Source organism: Schwartzia succinivorans DSM 10502 (assembly GCF_900129225.1).
GTDB lineage: Bacteria > Bacillota > Negativicutes > Selenomonadales > Selenomonadaceae > Schwartzia > Schwartzia succinivorans.
Genome location: NZ_FQUG01000012.1, coordinates 35131 through 51192, shown reverse-complemented (window position 1 = coordinate 51192; position 16062 = coordinate 35131). Strand labels below are relative to the sequence as shown.

The window sequence follows — 16062 nt, the reverse complement described above, 5'->3', positions numbered from 1 at the left end:
TTCCACTAACATATGTATATGATCCGGGCAACATTCTGCCTCAATAATTTTAACCTTTTTGCGTTCACACAAATCTCTCAAGATTTTTCCTACATCTTGTTTTAACTGGCGATAAATTGCCTGTCTACGATACTTTGGTGCAAAAACAATATGATATTTGCAACGCCATTTGCTATGTGATAAACTTTTCACGTCGTTCATCGACAAAACCTCCTATACTTTTTCTCCGCGGTTGCCAGACCACGCAGATTGTAGCATAGGAGGTTTTTTACTAAAAGAAATTTTTACTTACCACCAGCATAGCTGGTGGTTTAATATCGCCTATTCGGCTACCAAAAAAAACTGCGGTGCATGTGGAATGCACCGCAGTTTTTTATTCCTTCAAATCTCCATCAGCCTTAAAGAAGCACGAGTTACCGATAAATTCACGCAGTATTGAGTTGTGTGGAATTTCATCCTCGTCTTCTATCGCTTCAAAAAATGACAGCTTATCCAGGATGTTCTGTATAATCCAATGATATTCAGAATCATCAGGAATATCTTTAAGAATTGAAACCGCATATTTTTTCAGAACGGGCAGTTCATAAAGCAGCGCAGAATTGAAAACAGTGTCTGCATCCTCCTGGAACGGAAAAATATTTCTTTCTTCTCCTGCCCGGACAATTGGCCATTGTTTTAATGTCTTCAATCCACCTGCCCCGCGGAATTGGTAATCCCGGACCAGTCTCCTTATCATACGCGCATCAGTTGACGGAATCCTGTTATGCTGGTCAATATTAAGCTGCGTCAAAGCACTTACATATATCTTATACTTTTTGTTTCTCGGGATAGCCGAGGTCAGTTTCTCATTTAATCCATGTATTCCTTCTATAAGTAAAGGCTGTCCCGGAGGAAGAATGACGGGACCTACGGCATCAAGTTCTCTTTCCCCTGATATGAAATCATATTTAGGATGCATAATCGGTTCGCCGTCAAGCAGTTTCACCAAGTGATCATTAATCAACTCAAGATCCAATGCTTCAAGCGCCTCATAATCATATTGCCCGTCCGCAGTCTTCGGACTTTTTACTCTTTCAAGAAAATAATCATCCAAAGACAGCGAAACTGGTTCCAGTCCCCATACACGAAGCTGTACCTTGAGCCGCTGGGTAAAAGATGTTTTCCCTGAAGAAGATGGTCCGGCAATCATTATAAGTCTTGCTCTGTCAATATTTTCTGCTATATCGTCCGCTATATTGGAAATCCATTTTTCATGAAGTGCTTCAGACACCCGAATAATATCTGTTATACGATTCTGCTTTATAAAACGGTTCAAATCGGAAATATAGCCGCAATGCAGAATTCCGGCCCATTTTTTTGATTCAGTCAATATGTATTTAAGCTTAGGCTGTTTGATTTTAGCACTCGGCTCATCACCGCCTGCGGGAGTTCTGAGCAGAAGCCCCGGCTCTTCAAAATCAATTTCGAACTTACCTAATCTTCCTGTATTGTCCAGCATAGTGCCATAAAAATAATCGTAATATTTGCCGCAATAATATATGCTGACCTTATCCAGTTTTAGTGAATTAATCAGATTAACCTTTGCTATTTGTTTTGTTTCCTTAAAAAGCTGTATCGCTTTGTCCTTTTCAAGGTGTTTCTTCGTTATAGGTATGTTTTCTGACACAATTTTTTTCATTTCATTGCGAATCTGTGTGATATGCTCAGCACTAAGAACCCCGTCTTTCAGTGATACATCACAATACAGCCCTTTATTTGCCGTAAAACGTACCACAACCTCAGCATTGTCAAACAGTTTATGTACCGCAATAATCAATATAAACACAACAGATCTTCGATATATTCTCTGCCCAATCTCACTTTGCAGGAAAACAGGCCTGATAACATGATTCCCGAATACCTCAGTCTGAAGCCCGCAGATTTTGTCATCAAGGATTCCTGCTACGATATTCATCTCGTCATTCGGAAAATTATTGTGAAAAAATTCTCCCAGCGTTTGTTTTTCCGAAACGAAAAAACCTTTTTCAATAGGCAACATATCTCCAACCTCCCAAAAAAAAACCTGAAAGGAAGATTTCCTTTCAAGTCCCAAAGATCCAAAGAACAACCTGATACAAAACAGAACCGAGAAGTGCTGTACAGGGTATGGTCAATACCCACGCTGCCAGCATCTGCTGCGCAACTCCCCAGCGTACAGCCCGAATTCTTTTTGCCGTTCCAACTCCCATAATGGATCCTGAAACAACATGTGTCGTACTAACAGGTAAATGCAATAATGTAGCTGTAAAAATAACGATAGATGAATTTAAATCAGCAGCAAATCCACTGATAGGCTCAAGCTTAAATATTTTTCCTCCGATTGTTTTTATTATCCGCCAGCCACCCATAGCAGTTCCGACTGCCATAGCTATCGCGCACAACATCTTCACGACAAAAGGAACCTCGAAGGAAGAAATATAATTTCCGCTCACAAGTGCCAAAGTAATGATACCCATAGATTTCTGAGCATCATTGGAACCATGTGAAAAGGCCATCATTGCAGCTGAAACCAGCTGCATCTTCTTAAACCGCCCATTTATTATATGCGGCGATGACTGCCCAAAAATCATATACAGCAGATACATAATGCCGCAGCCGGACACAATAGCAATAACCGGCGAAACAATAAGCGAAAGAACAATCTTACCAATTCCGATGAAGTTTAGTCCCCCCATCCCCGTAGAAACCAAAACTGCACCGATAACGCCGCCCACAAGTGCATGCGATGAACTGCTGGGCAAAGCAAGCCACCACGTCAAAACATTCCATATAACAGCACCGGCCAAAGCAGCAATCAAAACACGCTCATCAACCTGATCGGCAGAGCTTACGATATCGCTTCCAATCGTCTTTGCAACACCGGTACTGTACATTGCACCCAAAAAATTCAATCCCGCTGCCATAAATATTGCATCCTGTGGTGCTATGGCACGCGTAGAGACAGACGTTGCTATCGCGTTTGCTGTATCATGAAATCCATTGATAAAATCAAACAGCAGCGCAAGTCCGATAACTGTAAATATCATCCAATGAAGTTCAGGCATATTTCATTACCACACCGCGAATCATATCAGAAACATCCTCACAATGATCAAGAGTATCCTCAAGATTTTCAAGGATATCCTTCCATTTAATCAGTTCTATCGGATCCTTCACATTATCAAACAGGAACGCAATCTCATGCCTGTACACCCGATCGCCCTCGCTCTCGAGTTTTCCTATCTTATGTGTCGCTTCCAGTATTAAGACACGGTTCTTCTTAATATCTTTAAGTAAAGAAAACGCCTTAATAATTTCCTCAGTTGCTTCCAAAAGCAGTTTAGTCAGGGAAACAGCGCCTTCCTTAGCCGGCCCGATGCGATAAATTACAATTCTTTGAAGTGTACCCTGTAAAAAGTCAACGCCATCATCCAAGCCGTTTGCCAATGCAAAAATATCCTCACGGTCAATGGGCGTTATGAATGTCTGATTCAAATGATCAATAATCTTGTCATTCACAGCATCTGCTTCGTGTTCCAAATCAATTATTTCTTTCATCTTTGCGACAGCTTTTGTTGAATCAAGCATTACTTCTTCCATAATCAACGCACCCTTATAAAAATACTTGGCGCTGTCAACAAAAAGATCAAAAAACTCCGTGTTCTTGTGTTTGAAATTAAACATTCTACACTCCCACTTCAATCAATTTATCTCATAAGTACTATATCATCATTTCAAACATTCATCAATCCTTAATACTTATTAAAAAAAAGGAAATCTATTTATGTCGGTTCTTGGAGTCCACGAGTTTCAAGAGTTCTTCGTAATCCTTTTTCATCTGAAAATATTTATCTGCAAGATCCAGTGCCGCAAATACACTAATCCGGGCTGACGAAAAGCTGTGTGTTTTTTGTGCAATTTCACGCATGGATGAATCGACTGCAGCTGCTACTTTTCTTACATATTCGGAATCTTCGTCCGTCTTTAGGGAATAAATTTCCCCAAAAATTTCAACATCTACCTTTTTCTTCATAAACTCACCTTCTTTAATTTTCAAAAAGCTGCTCCAGCGAACGCCAAGAGCAGCTTTATTTTTACGCGCGCAGTTCTGCGCCAAACAATTTTTCGACTTCAGAAACAATTTTACCAAATGCTTCATCAACTTCTGCATCTGTCAAAGTTTTATCATTTGACTGGAAAAGAAGTGAGAACGCGACACTCTTCTTTGCTGAGTCAACCTGCTTTCCTGTATAAACATCAAACAGGCAAACCTCCTTGAAATACGGGCCTGCATTTTTCTTGATTACTTTTTCAATATCCATTGCAGGCAAATCACGATCAACAAGAAGAGCCAGGTCACGGCTTACCGCAGGATACTTTGGAAGATGTGTGTAATTGAAATGCTCTTCCGAATGCTTCATAAGCGTAAGGACATCCATTTCAAAGGCATACATTTTTTTCTTGACAGAAAATGCCTCTGCGACAGCAGGGTGTACCTCACCTATATAGGCCAGAATATCATTGCCTTTTTTAATGACAGCCGTTTTCCCCGGATGCATTACATAATGCTCTCCGACCTCTACAGTATAACGTTTAATGGAAAGAGCCGTCAAAAGCTCTTCTATAATACCCTTCAAATCATAGAAATCAACTTCATCATTTACCTGATTCCAACCAAGAGGAGCACGGCGTCCGGTTATGATTCCGGCAGCCTTCATGACCTCATCCGGAAGCTCCGTAACAGGAAGCGATTTCGGATAAAATACCGGTGCAATTTCAAAGAGACGGACATCCTCGTTTTTACGTGAAAGGTTTCTTACAACATTTTCGAAAACACTGGAAAGCAGCGTAGTCCTTACCAGAGGATACTCATCTGTCAGCGGATTCATGATAGGAATCGCCGTCCTGAGCATGCTGTCCTCAGGTACCTGCATTTTATCATACATGGATGGATGAGTAAAAGCAAAGGAAGCGGTTTCATCAAGACCAAGACTGCAAAGAACAGCCTTCATCTTCTCAATGAAATACTGTTTTTTACTCTGTCCCGCACTCATAACCCTGCCATGTGGTGTTGTTGACGGAATTTCATCAAAGCCGTAGACCTGAGCGACCTCCTCGGACAAATCCTCCCAGCGTGTAACGTCATTTCTCCAGGACGGAACAACAGCTGTATAGCTTTCATCAGAAACTGTTTCGATACCGAAGCCAAGCTTCTTCAAAATATCGCACATAACGTCACCGGAAAGCTTTGTACCAAGTCTGCGGTTAATCTGCGGAGCAGTAAAGGAAATCTTCACCGGAACAACAGGCTCCGGATAAACATCAACGATATTTTTGCATACCGTGCAGGCGCCCATTTCCTGCAAAAGCTGCGATGCTCTCTTTATGGCACGCGGTGTTTCCGTAACATCCACTCCACGCTCAAAACGTCCCGAAGCTTCTGAATGAAGCCCGCAGCTTCTTGCTGTTCTGCGGATATTCGGGCCATAGAAGGAGGCCGCTTCCAGAACTACCGTTGTTGTTTTTTCTGTTATTTCAGATTCCAGTCCGCCCATGATACCTGCAAGTCCTGCCGGCTTTTCAGCATCGGCAATTACAAGCTCCGTTCCGTTTGCAACACGGGATGAGTCATCAAGCGTATGGAGGTTCTCACCCTTGACTGCCTTGCGTGCCGTAAGAGAATGACCTGTTATTTCATCATAATCATAAGCATGCATCGGCTGACCAAGCTCAATCATAACAAAGTTTGTAACGTCAACCACGTTATTGATTGAACGGATTCCGGCACCCTCAAGACGCTGCTGCATCCATTTAGGAGACGGTCCGATTTTTACATTTTTGAGGACTCCCGCGGAAAATCTCTTGCAAAGGTCATTGGCCTGAATTGACACGCTGACTAAATCCTTGGAATCAGCGGCATCATCTTCATTTACCTTAATCTCCGGGAAGTGCATCGGGTTTCCTGTCAAAACAGATATTTCTCTTACAAGACCTAAAACGCTGAAGCAGTCCGCACGGTTTGCGGTAAGCTCGAACTCAAGAATAACATCATCTAATCCCAAAACATCCTTCACGGACACGCCAACAGTCGTATCCTCCGGGAGAATATAGATGCCATTCTTCTGAGATTCCGGAAGTGCATCCAAATCAAGCCGCATTTCCTCTGCCGAGCAGAGCATACCCATGGACAATACTCCGCGCATCTTGCTCTTTTCGATTTTCTGGCCGTTCGGAAGATGTGCGCCAACCAAAGCAACCGGAACAAGCTGTCCTTCCTGTACATTCGGAGCTCCTGTAACAATCGTTAAAGGCTCACCCTTTGCAACATCAACAGTACAAATCTGCAGATGGTCGGAATTCTCGTGAGGACGTACCTCCGTCAGCTTTCCGACAACAACCTTCTCAAGACCTTCTCCTGTATGAACAACATTTTCTACCGGAATGCCTGCCATTGTGAGCTTATCGGCAAGCTCTTCCGGTGTTTCCGTAAAATCTATATAATCCTTTAACCACTTTATTGATACCTGCATAACTGCACCCCTTTACTTGAACTGCTGAAGAAAACGAACGTCGTTGTCGTAGAAAAGACGTAAATCGTCAATGCCGTAGGAAAGCATTGCAATACGCTCTACACCCATACCGAACGCAAAGCCGCTGACCTTCTCAGGGTCATAACCGCTCATTTCCAGAACATGGGGATGAACCATTCCTGCACCTAAAATCTCCAGCCAGCCGGTACCCTTACAAACACGGCAGCCCTGACCATGGCACATTACGCATGAAATATCTACCTCAGCACTTGGTTCCGTGAACGGGAAAAAGCTCGGACGGAAACGTACTCCGATATTTTCATTAAAAATCTTATGCAGGAAGAGCTCCAGCGTTCCCTTCAAATCAGAGAAGCAGATGCCCTCATCAATAACAAGCCCCTCAACCTGTGTAAACATAGGCGAATGAGTTGCGTCATAATCATCTCTTCTGTATACGCGGCCCGGAGCAATCATACGAATCGGACTGTTGGGCTCATGAGCCTCCATGGTACGTGCCTGTACCGGGGAAGTCTGTGTACGCATCAAAATATCCTCCGTGATGTAGAAGGAATCCTGCATATCGCGTGCCGGATGGTCTTTGGGAAGATTCAATGCTTCAAAATCGTAATAATCAGTCTCGATTTCAGGGCCTTCCTCAACAGAAAATCCCATATCCATAAAAATGCTCTTGATTCTGTTCAAAGTGAGCGTCAACGGGTGGAGATGACCTGCCCACGCTTTTCTGCCCGGAAGAGTAATATCAATCTTCTCGTTGTCCAGCTTCTGCTGCAGCTCTGCAGCCTTCAACTGTGTATTCTTTTCCTCAATCAAAGCCTCCAGCTGAGCACGGGCCTCGTTTACAATCTGTCCGATACGCGGACGGTCCTCCTTGCTGAGCTGTCCCAATCCTCTGAGAAGGCTGGTGATTTCACCTTTTTTTCCAAGATACTGAACTCTGATATCATTCAACTGCGATAAGCTATCAACATGTTTCCTTATTACCTCAGCCGCTTCCTGTTTTAAGCGGGCAATTTTCTCTTCCATACACAACCTCCTGATTTAATCACAAAAATAAAAATAGCCTCCGCCCCCTGCAAGGGGCGAAAGCTTTATTCCGCGGTACCACCCTAATTGATACTCAAACGCGTTAACGCCGCCAACGTGACAACTACTGCTGCTTCACTGCCAAGCTCCAAAGTGAACTTCAACCCGCATTAACGATCCGGTTCACAGCACCCCGGACTCTCTGAACGCATCAACGAATCTACTCTCTTCTTCATTGCTATATTCACTATATTGTAAGATTATAATATAGATTCACCGAAAAAGCAATGAATCACACTTCAAATGTTAATCGGGTCGATATCAATTAAAACATTTGTATCTTCATGCAGGTTATTTTCTCTCATAAACTGAAGCGTATCCAGATATTTCCCCGCCTTAATCACCAGATTATAACGATATCGTCCCCGAAAGACAGGTATCGTATCAGGCGCAGGTCCGATTATCTGCTGCTCTGCCCTGCCGGAAAAATATGATACGAATTTATCTTTAAGCGACTCAGCTCTTTTTCGTGTTTCGTCCTCTGTATCTCCGACAAATGTCAGCTTAATCAGGCGGCAGAATGGCGGATAATACAATGCCTTGCGGATTTCAATTTCATGCTCAAAAAAAGCATGGTAATTCTGCTCACAGGCATATTGAACGGCATAATGCTCAGGATTGTAGCACTGAACCAAAACCTTTCCGGGGATTTCTCCTCTGCCCGAACGGCCTGCAGTCTGGGCAATCAGCATAAAGCACCTTTCCGCAGCACGGAAATCAGGAAGATTCAATGCCGCGTCAGCGCTTAGAATTCCCGAAGCCGTTACATTCGGGACATCATGCCCCTTTGCTACCATCTGCGTTCCCAGCAATATATCATATTTTCCTTCACTGAAAGCGCTGAGTATTTCCGTCTGAGAAAATTTTCTCTGTGTTGTATCTCTGTCCAGTCTGACAACTCTTGCTTCCGGCACCAGTTCCTTTAGTTCAGCCTCCAGCTTTTCTGTTCCTGACCCGAAGTATCTGATATAAGTGCTTCCGCATTGCGGACAGATAGAAGGAGGATGAAGATGTGTGTCGCAGTGATGACACATGAGCGTATTGGCTTTATGATATACCATAGGCAGTCCGCAGTCAGGACATTTTATAACATGACCGCATTCCCTGCACATAATGAAGGTTGAAAAGCCCCTGCGGTTAAGCATCAAAATCATCTGCTGCCCCTGCTGAATTGTTTCCCTTATCAGCCTCATCATGTCATTGGAAAGTATTTTTCTGTTTCCCCTTTTGAGCTCCATGCGCATATCAACGGGATAAACCTTTGGCATTGGTCTGTTCCCCACACGCTCAGGCATTTCGAAACATTCGATTTTTCCAAGCTGCGTTTGATAATATGATTCAAGCGACGGGGTCGCGCTCCCCAGAATCAACGTGCAGTTATATGCTTTAGCCAGCATTTCAGCCACAACACGGGCATGATACCTTGGTGCTTCATCCTGCTTATATGACGGGTCCTGCTCCTCGTCAATAATGATAAGGCCGAGATTTTCAGGTGTCAGGAAAAGCGCTGATCTGGCACCGATTGCAATATTGGCTTGTCCGTGACGAAATCTGTAAAAAGAATCATTCCTCTCTGACACAGAAAGCTGACTGTGGATTACAACTATATCCTCAGAAAAATTCTGTTTGAATACCTTAACAATCTGCCCTGTCAGCGCTATCTCAGGAACAAGTACAATTACCTGCCGCCCCTGCATCCGGGCCAGCTTCGTCAGCTCCACATAAACCTGTGTCTTACCGCTTCCGGTAACACCATGAAGCAAAGCCATGAAATACTGTTTCGAATCAATATGTGGTCGGATACTGTCAATAATCTTTCCCTGAGTATCTGTCAGCTTTATTTTTTTTACATTTTTTTCACATTCAAAATCCTGATAGCTGTCCCGCAGAATTCTTTTCTCTATATATTTGATACAGTTCATTTCAGCCAATGCCTTTAACGGAACCGATGAAATTCCCTGATCTTTTATGTATTTTAAGGAAACTGAATCACAGTCCTTAAGAAGCCGCAGTATTTTTTGCTGTGCAGGCTTTCCCTTGAATTTTTCCTGTATCAGTGTATCTGTAATTTCTATCTGCGGGCAGATATATTTTTCAAACCGTTCCTTGGATTTTTTGGCTACATTATATATCCGCCTTATTTCATCACGCCTGCACATTTTCTCAATTACAGACTCAACCGGCGCATCAGGCAGCAGTTTTTTCAGCTTGTTTTTTGATGCATTGCCGTACTCATGCAGAAAATCCAATATCTTTTTTTCAGCGGTTCCATCGGAATAGCAGCCGGAGTCTGCTTCTTCATTCACTTCATAGACACAGCTTATTTTGGCGCCGCTTTTCCCGGGCATAAAAAGACGCATAATTTCAGCAAGTGAACATAAATAAAAAGTCGCAAGCTTTGATGCAGCCTTTATTATTTCAGCAGGAAACCATGCTTCGTCATCCAGTACGTCAGTGATTTTTTTTAACGGTCTGTCAGTACTTTCCACCTCGTACTTATTAAGTATAAAGCCCTCAGTGGCACGGCCGTGAAAAGGAACAACAACGCGCCATCCTGCATCAAGGAAAAGTTTATCCTCGGGGATTATATACGAATACGCCTGTGCTATGCTTTTTACAGGTAAGTTCACATAAACGTCTGCTATGTACAAATCAAATTTCCTCCAAAAGTATGGTGAAGAAAAGGCTTTTAACACATAACTTCCAGTGTTAAAAGCCTGACTTTACTGACCGCACTATTCACCATATTCAATGATATAAATTTCAAGCTCCTGTCGGCCGAACATCAATGCCTCTTCGTGAGTGTCAAATGCAACGTCAATGATATTTCCCTTTATTCCCCAGCCGATATCCTCCGCAACTGCCTCACCATAGCCCGGAATGTAGACTCTGGAGCCTAATGGAATAAAGGATGGGTCAACTGCTATAACGCCATGTCTTACAGGAGTACCGCTCGCGGTATTCGGTCCATTTCCGGGATCAAACGCACTGTATGCCGTCGCTTCAACATACACAGCCTCTCCCTTATGCGGATGATGCTCAGCAGCAAATTTCGGATCATGATGCGGAGCCTTCTTTAATGCCTCGAATGTAACAGCCCCGCAAATCCCGTCAACTTCCAAATGATTCTCTCTCTGAAAAAGCTTTATGGCGTCAACAGTCATCTGTCCACAAATGCCATCTGCCTTTCCCGACAAAAAACCCTTCTCAATTAAAAGCTCCTGTACCTGCCGGACAGATTCACCACGTGAACCCTGTTTAACAAGAATTTTCCCTGCGGCATAAGTGCTGGACGATAATACCAATAATACAACAGTTAGTATCGAAAAAAACAACGCAGCCTTTTTTCTCAAATCTACCACCCCGCCGTAACTATGATTTACAATCTAATTATACCGCATTAGTTCCAATTTTGACAAAGACAAAATATTCTGTCAGCGTTTAATAGAACTCAGGAACTTCTTTTCCTCTTCATCAGGCACATAGTTTTCCAGCAAATCCGGACGATTTTTTACGGTCTGAAGCAGCGCCTGCTGCTTTCTCCAACTTGCAATCTTTGCATGATCCCCGGAAAATAAAACTTCCGGGACATCCATACCTAAAAATGAACGCGGCCTGGTGTATTGCGGAAACTCTAAAATGGATTCATAAAATGAATCCGTTACAGCTGATTCTGCGGAGCCTAAAACTCCGGGCAGCATTCTGGCTATGGTATCCACCATAACCATAGCAGGCAGCTCTCCCCCTGTCAAAACATAATCACCTATGGAAACCGCCTCATCAGCCAAATTCTTCTCTATCCTTGCGTCAAAACCTTCATAATGCCCGCAAATCAAAATAAGCTGCTCATACTCTGCAAGCTCCTTAGCTTTGTTTTGAGTAAAAGTAACTCCGTTGGGACTCAATAAAACAACACGCTTCTTTTGGGCAGCTGACTGTGTTTTCACATGCTGCACAGCACGAAAAAGCGGTTCAGGTTTTAAAACCATACCGCTTCCGCCTCCAAAGGGAGAATCATCTACCTGTCTGTGCTTGTCATACGCAAAATTTCTAAAATTGGTCAGGTGAATGTCAAGAATTCCCTGCTCAATCGAACGTTTGAGAATACTTTCGCTAAAAGGCCCTTCAAACATTGCCGGAAACAATGTCAGAATATCAATGCGCATTATTCCAACACTTCCTGTAGTTTAACTATCATTTTACCGTCTGCAACAGAGATTTTTTTGACCACGGATTTTAAAGCAGGAATCAAAATAGGTTCATCACTTTCAGGTGACTCTACCACATACACGTCATTGCTTCCGGGCTGCAGAACATCTGTAACATTCCCTAAAATTTTTCCATCTTCTGTCTCAACAGTAAGCCCGAGAATATCAAAGGTGTAGTATTCATCCTCCTCCAGCGGAACTGCATCTGTTCTCTCCACAGACAGAATACGCCCCGTGAGCGCTGCAGCCTTTTCGCGTGAATCATATCCGCTGAACGTCATCAAAATACGGTCGTTCTGGTATCTGACGGATTTTATATCCATCGCATCTCCGTCAACAAATACCTTTTTCATACCCTTGAATCGTTCCGGATAATCTGTAATAGGCACAACCTTGAGCTCCCCATGTACACCATGAGGAGCTCCGATTTTCCCAATCACAATATTATTTTTAGCTGCGGATTGCGACGATTGTGTCATCTTCAACTAAAACCTCAACATTCATAAGTTCACGCATATTGCTGCCAACCTTTAATTCAACAAGGTGCTCCAATGTGCCCTGGATAATTTCAGCACCAATAGCCAGCTTCTTTGTATCTTCAAGCTTGTGTTCAGCTTCAGCCTTGAACTCCAAACGTTTCTGCCTCTCAATTCCGAAGTGCTGACGGATTGCCTGAAGATTCTGCAGATTACTCTGTGCCTGTTCATTAATTACACGTTTTTCCTCGATATCAACCTGCTGCAATTCCAGGTCAACCTGTTCAATATTTTTCGTCAAATCGTCAATAATTCTTTTTTTCAGTTTTTCGGTAAGCTTTGCCTTTATTGTCACAGGCATTTTTACTGTAATGCTGTCCATAACGTTTCCTCTTTTCGTATTTGAATAGAAAAACAGCGGCCTGCATCCCGAATAAGGAAACGCAGCCGCGTCTTTCAACAAATTTCCACAGTTACCTTTTTGTTTTTACGGGTAGCAGCAGCTTTTACAACTGTACGCATAGCCTTCGCAATTTTACCTTGCTTTCCGATGACTTTTCCCATATCATCCGAGGCAACATGTAATTCAAAGACCGTCATGTGTTCACCATCTTTTTCATCAATAACAACCTGATCAGGATGGTCAACCAACGATTTGGCTATAATCTCGACAATCTCTTTCATGTGGATATCCTCTTTCTTATTTCTTCGCATGCTTCAAAGCATCGAATTTAGCCATAATTCCCTGTTTCTTCAACAAAGAACGAACCGTGTCTGTCGGCTGTGCGCCCTTCTGCATCCACTCAATTGCTTTTGCCTCATCAACATTAACAACTGCCGGATCCTTTGTGGAATCATAGTTACCGAGAATCTCGATAAAACGACCGTCACGCGGTGCACGGGAATCAGCGACAACAATACGATAAAACGGATGTTTTTTTGCACCCATGCGATTCAAACGAATTTTAACTGCCATGAAAATTCACCTCCTTAAATTGGTGTACATTATTTAATGCATGAAAGGTAGTTTAAACCTTCCCAAGCCCATAGGGCTTTTCTGCATTTTTTTCATCTTTTTCATCATTTTCTTCATTTCAGCAAACTGCTTAATGATTTTATTGACATCCTGAACGCGGGTTCCGCTTCCGGCTGCGATACGCTTCCGTCTGCTTCCGTTAATAACAGATATGTCTGCACGCTCCTGAGGAGTCATTGAACGAATAATTGCTTCTATATGCTTAATTTCCTTGCCGTTGAAATCGACATCAACGCCTTCAAGCTGCTTTTTTATATTTCCCATTCCCGGAAGCATGCCGAGAATCTGCTCAAATGAGCCCATCTTTCTGACCTGCTGCAGCTGATCAAGGAAATCATCTAACGTAAATTCGTCTTTACGCAGCTTCTTTTCCATCTTTTGGGCTGTTTCGATGTCATAAACATCCTGAGCCTTCTCAATAAGAGAAAGCACATCGCCCATGCCCAAAATTCTGGAAGCCATTCTATCCGGATAAAACGGCTCAAGTGCCTCGAGTTTTTCACCCATACCGACAAATTTGATTGGGCATCCTGTTACAGCTTTTACGGAAAGTGCGGCACCGCCTCGTGCGTCACCATCCATCTTGGTCATAACGATGCCGTCCAAGCCCAAACTGCCGTTAAAGCTTTCTGCTACATTAACAGCGTCCTGACCTGTCATAGCATCAACCACTAAGAGGATTTCATGCGGCTTTACCTCAGATTTTATCGAGGTAAGCTCCTGCATCAGCTCTTCATTTATGTGGAGCCGGCCCGCGGTATCTATGATAATAACATCGGCGGCATGTGAATTAGCATACGGAACAGACTCTTTCGCTATAGTGACAGCATCAGTTCCTGCCTCCATTGAAAACACCGGTATATCAAGCTGTTTTCCAAGCACTTCCAGCTGCTTAACAGCTGCCGGTCTGTAAATATCGTCTGCAACCAGTAAAGGATGCTTTCCCTGCTTGCGAAGAGACAACGCAAGCTTTCCTGCGGTTGTCGTTTTACCGGCACCCTGAAGTCCAACCATCATGATAATAGTAGGAGGCACCGAGGAAATATTCAGCTTACTCTGAGTCCCGCCCATGAGAGCAGTTAACTCTTCATTTACAATCTTTATAACTACCTGAGCCGGTGTCAGAGTTTCAAGAACTTCCTGACCAATCGCCCGTTCTTTTACTTTCTTGACAAAATCCTTTACGACCTTGAAATTGACATCCGCTTCCAGCAAAGCCATGCGCACATCACGCATCGCCTCATTGACATCATCTTCTGTCAGTTTCCCGTGCCCACGTAATTTTTTAAATGTTTCCTGTAAGCGCTCTGACAAACCCTCAAAAATCACGTTTCGTCCTCCAGCTCAAAATTAGTAAACGGCAAAACGGCTTCCAGCAGCTTTTTCTTTGTCTGCTCATCCTTAAACGCAGCGTTTTTCAAATCCGAATATATACCGTCAAACAACTCACGCTGTGCAGAAGCCTTTTCCAAAAATCCAAGCTTATGTTCATATTCTACCAGCGCAGCTTCTGACCTTTTAATCATGTCATGTGCAGCCTGTCTGGAAATTCCCATTGTATCGCCGATTTCAGATAATGAAAAATCATCAAAAAGATGCATTTTCAGGCACATCTGCTGCTTATCAGTGAGTAATCCCCCGTATAAATCGAACAAAGCCGACGTATGTAATAGTTCATCAATCATAAATATCACCTTGTGTGTCAAGGTAAAAACTTGACAAGTGACAGTATATACTATTCAAATTCTTATGTCAAGGATTTTTACTTGTCAAATAATGCTTTTGAATATTCTTCCGCCGAAAAAGGTCTTAGATCCTCTATTCCTTCACCAACACCAATCCATTTAATAGGAATAGAAAGCTCTGATTTAATACCTATAACGACGCCGCCCTTGGCGGTTCCGTCCAGCTTGGTCAGAACGACTCCGGTAACAGGCGCCGACTGCGTGAACAGCTTTGCCTGACTGACTGCGTTCTGTCCCGTTGTTGCATCAAGCACCAGCAGCGTCTCATGCGGTGCGCCCGGAATTTCCCGTCCAACCACACGATTGATTTTCTCGAGCTCGGACATAAGATTTGTTTTTGTCTGCAGTCTTCCGGCAGTATCAACAATCAGAATATCAATACCTCTTGCTTTTGCTGCTTTTACGGCATCAAAAACAACAGCCGCGGGGTCAGAGCCTTCCTCATGCTTGATGACCTCAGCACCTGTGCGTTTTCCCCATATCTCCAGCTGGTCAATTGCAGCAGCGCGGAATGTATCCGCGGCAGCGAGCATAACCTTCTTGCCGTAATAATTGTAAAAAGCACTTAATTTACCGATTGTCGTTGTTTTGCCTGCACCATTAACCCCGACGATAAGAATTACCGTCGGTCCGACCGCGGCCATGCGTACACCGGCGCCGCCTTCAAGCAGAATCTCCGTTATCTTATTCTCCAAAAACGGCTTCAAATCAGCAGGTGTATGTATCTCTTTCTTTTTTATTCCTTTTCGTACTTCCTGCATCAGCTTCTCGGTTGTAGATACACCGACATCTGCCATGATAAGAATCTCTTCTATCTCGTCCAGAAGGTCATCACTTATATCAGCATAGCCCAAAACTGCTGTACCGATTTTTGCTGTCAGCGTTTCCCTCGTCCTTGTAAGACCTTTTTTCAAACGGTCAAAAAATCCCATTATATTTTCCTCC

Annotated in this window: 17 protein-coding genes and 1 other annotated feature; all 17 genes read right to left on the bottom strand. The window is 43.3% G+C overall.

The genetic code is table 11. The annotated features are described in order from the left end of the window. The coding region (gene tnpA, locus BUA83_RS11555) for an IS200/IS605 family transposase (protein WP_144340539.1) at positions 1-201 on the bottom strand (201 nt) is incomplete at its 3' end. Between the two features lie 172 nt (positions 202-373). Beyond that, positions 374-2038, bottom strand: coding sequence for a nucleoside kinase (locus BUA83_RS11550; protein ID WP_234988332.1), 1665 nt, complete (start codon positions 2036-2038; stop codon positions 374-376). Between the two features lie 43 nt (positions 2039-2081). Next, positions 2082-3083 (bottom strand): inorganic phosphate transporter, encoded by a 1002-nt coding sequence (locus BUA83_RS11545; RefSeq protein WP_072936448.1) that lies wholly within the window; start codon positions 3081-3083, stop codon positions 2082-2084. Beyond that, the gene (locus BUA83_RS11540; protein WP_072936447.1) at positions 3076-3702 is read right to left on the bottom strand and encodes a DUF47 domain-containing protein; all 627 of its coding nucleotides are present in this window, start codon (positions 3700-3702) and stop codon (positions 3076-3078) included. The genes BUA83_RS11545 and BUA83_RS11540 overlap by 8 nt, the downstream gene beginning before the upstream one ends. 94 nt (positions 3703-3796) lie before the next feature. After that, a complete protein-coding gene (locus BUA83_RS11535) occupies positions 3797-4051 on the bottom strand; it encodes a cell division protein ZapA (RefSeq protein ID WP_072936446.1) in 255 nt (84 codons plus the stop codon). A gap of 61 nt (positions 4052-4112) precedes the next feature. Further along, positions 4113-6548, bottom strand: a complete 2436-nt coding sequence (gene pheT / locus BUA83_RS11530) for a phenylalanine--tRNA ligase subunit beta (RefSeq protein WP_072936445.1) — start codon at positions 6546-6548, stop codon at positions 4113-4115. A gap of 12 nt (positions 6549-6560) precedes the next feature. Continuing rightward, a complete protein-coding gene (gene pheS, locus BUA83_RS11525; RefSeq protein WP_072936444.1) occupies positions 6561-7592 on the bottom strand; it encodes a phenylalanine--tRNA ligase subunit alpha in 1032 nt (343 codons plus the stop codon). Positions 7593-7641: 49 nt separating this feature from the next. Next, positions 7642-7837 (bottom strand) — a binding site (T-box leader). A 54-nt stretch (positions 7838-7891) separates the two neighbouring features. Then, entirely contained in the window at positions 7892-10303 is a 2412-nt protein-coding gene (gene priA / locus BUA83_RS11520) for a replication restart helicase PriA (protein WP_072936443.1), read from the bottom strand. Between the two features lie 84 nt (positions 10304-10387). After that, positions 10388-10987, bottom strand: coding sequence for a peptidoglycan-binding protein (locus tag BUA83_RS11515; RefSeq protein ID WP_094756624.1), 600 nt, complete (start codon positions 10985-10987; stop codon positions 10388-10390). 99 nt (positions 10988-11086) lie between these two features. Further along, positions 11087-11818, bottom strand: a complete 732-nt coding sequence (trmD, locus tag BUA83_RS11510; protein WP_072936441.1) for a tRNA (guanosine(37)-N1)-methyltransferase TrmD — start codon at positions 11816-11818, stop codon at positions 11087-11089. Then, on the bottom strand, positions 11818-12339 hold the full coding sequence (rimM, locus tag BUA83_RS11505) for a ribosome maturation factor RimM (RefSeq protein ID WP_072936440.1): 522 nt from the start codon (positions 12337-12339) through the stop codon (positions 11818-11820). Before rimM ends, trmD begins: the two co-directional genes overlap by 1 nt. Beyond that, a complete protein-coding gene (locus BUA83_RS11500; RefSeq protein WP_072936451.1) occupies positions 12311-12718 on the bottom strand; it encodes a YlqD family protein in 408 nt (135 codons plus the stop codon). Before BUA83_RS11500 ends, rimM begins: the two co-directional genes overlap by 29 nt. Positions 12719-12792: 74 nt before the next feature. Then, complete coding sequence (locus BUA83_RS11495) at positions 12793-13020, bottom strand: KH domain-containing protein (RefSeq protein ID WP_072936439.1); 228 nt, start codon at positions 13018-13020, stop codon at positions 12793-12795. 16 nt (positions 13021-13036) lie between these two features. Beyond that, a complete protein-coding gene (gene rpsP / locus BUA83_RS11490; protein ID WP_072936438.1) occupies positions 13037-13312 on the bottom strand; it encodes a 30S ribosomal protein S16 in 276 nt (91 codons plus the stop codon). A gap of 33 nt (positions 13313-13345) precedes the next feature. Then, positions 13346-14701, bottom strand: coding sequence for a signal recognition particle protein (ffh, locus tag BUA83_RS11485; RefSeq protein WP_072936437.1), 1356 nt, complete (start codon positions 14699-14701; stop codon positions 13346-13348). After that, complete coding sequence (ylxM, locus tag BUA83_RS11480) at positions 14698-15057, bottom strand: YlxM family DNA-binding protein (protein ID WP_072936436.1); 360 nt, start codon at positions 15055-15057, stop codon at positions 14698-14700. The genes ffh and ylxM overlap by 4 nt, the downstream gene beginning before the upstream one ends. A 77-nt stretch (positions 15058-15134) precedes the next feature. Then, positions 15135-16049, bottom strand: coding sequence for a signal recognition particle-docking protein FtsY (ftsY, locus tag BUA83_RS11475; RefSeq protein ID WP_072936435.1), 915 nt, complete (start codon positions 16047-16049; stop codon positions 15135-15137). Between the last annotated feature and the right edge of the window lie 13 nt (positions 16050-16062).

Bases quoted from the DNA above. Each gene is read 5' to 3' on its own strand.
- BUA83_RS11550 (WP_234988332.1), bottom strand. From the start codon at position 2,038: ATGTTGCCTATTGAAAAAGGTTTTTTCGTTTCGGAAAAACAAACGCTG.
- BUA83_RS11545 (WP_072936448.1), bottom strand. From the start codon at position 3,083: ATGCCTGAACTTCATTGGATGATATTTACAGTTATCGGACTTGCGCTG.
- BUA83_RS11540 (WP_072936447.1), bottom strand. From the start codon at position 3,702: ATGTTTAATTTCAAACACAAGAACACGGAGTTTTTTGATCTTTTTGTT.
- BUA83_RS11535 (WP_072936446.1), bottom strand. From the start codon at position 4,051: ATGAAGAAAAAGGTAGATGTTGAAATTTTTGGGGAAATTTATTCCCTA.
- pheT (WP_072936445.1), bottom strand. From the start codon at position 6,548: ATGCAGGTATCAATAAAGTGGTTAAAGGATTATATAGATTTTACGGAA.
- pheS (WP_072936444.1), bottom strand. From the start codon at position 7,592: ATGGAAGAGAAAATTGCCCGCTTAAAACAGGAAGCGGCTGAGGTAATA.
- trmD (WP_072936441.1), bottom strand. From the start codon at position 11,818: ATGCGCATTGATATTCTGACATTGTTTCCGGCAATGTTTGAAGGGCCT.
- rimM (WP_072936440.1), bottom strand. From the start codon at position 12,339: ATGACACAATCGTCGCAATCCGCAGCTAAAAATAATATTGTGATTGGG.
- BUA83_RS11500 (WP_072936451.1), bottom strand. From the start codon at position 12,718: ATGGACAGCATTACAGTAAAAATGCCTGTGACAATAAAGGCAAAGCTT.
- BUA83_RS11495 (WP_072936439.1), bottom strand. From the start codon at position 13,020: ATGAAAGAGATTGTCGAGATTATAGCCAAATCGTTGGTTGACCATCCT.
- rpsP (WP_072936438.1), bottom strand. From the start codon at position 13,312: ATGGCAGTTAAAATTCGTTTGAATCGCATGGGTGCAAAAAAACATCCG.
- ylxM (WP_072936436.1), bottom strand. From the start codon at position 15,057: ATGATTGATGAACTATTACATACGTCGGCTTTGTTCGATTTATACGGG.
- ftsY (WP_072936435.1), bottom strand. From the start codon at position 16,049: ATGGGATTTTTTGACCGTTTGAAAAAAGGTCTTACAAGGACGAGGGAA.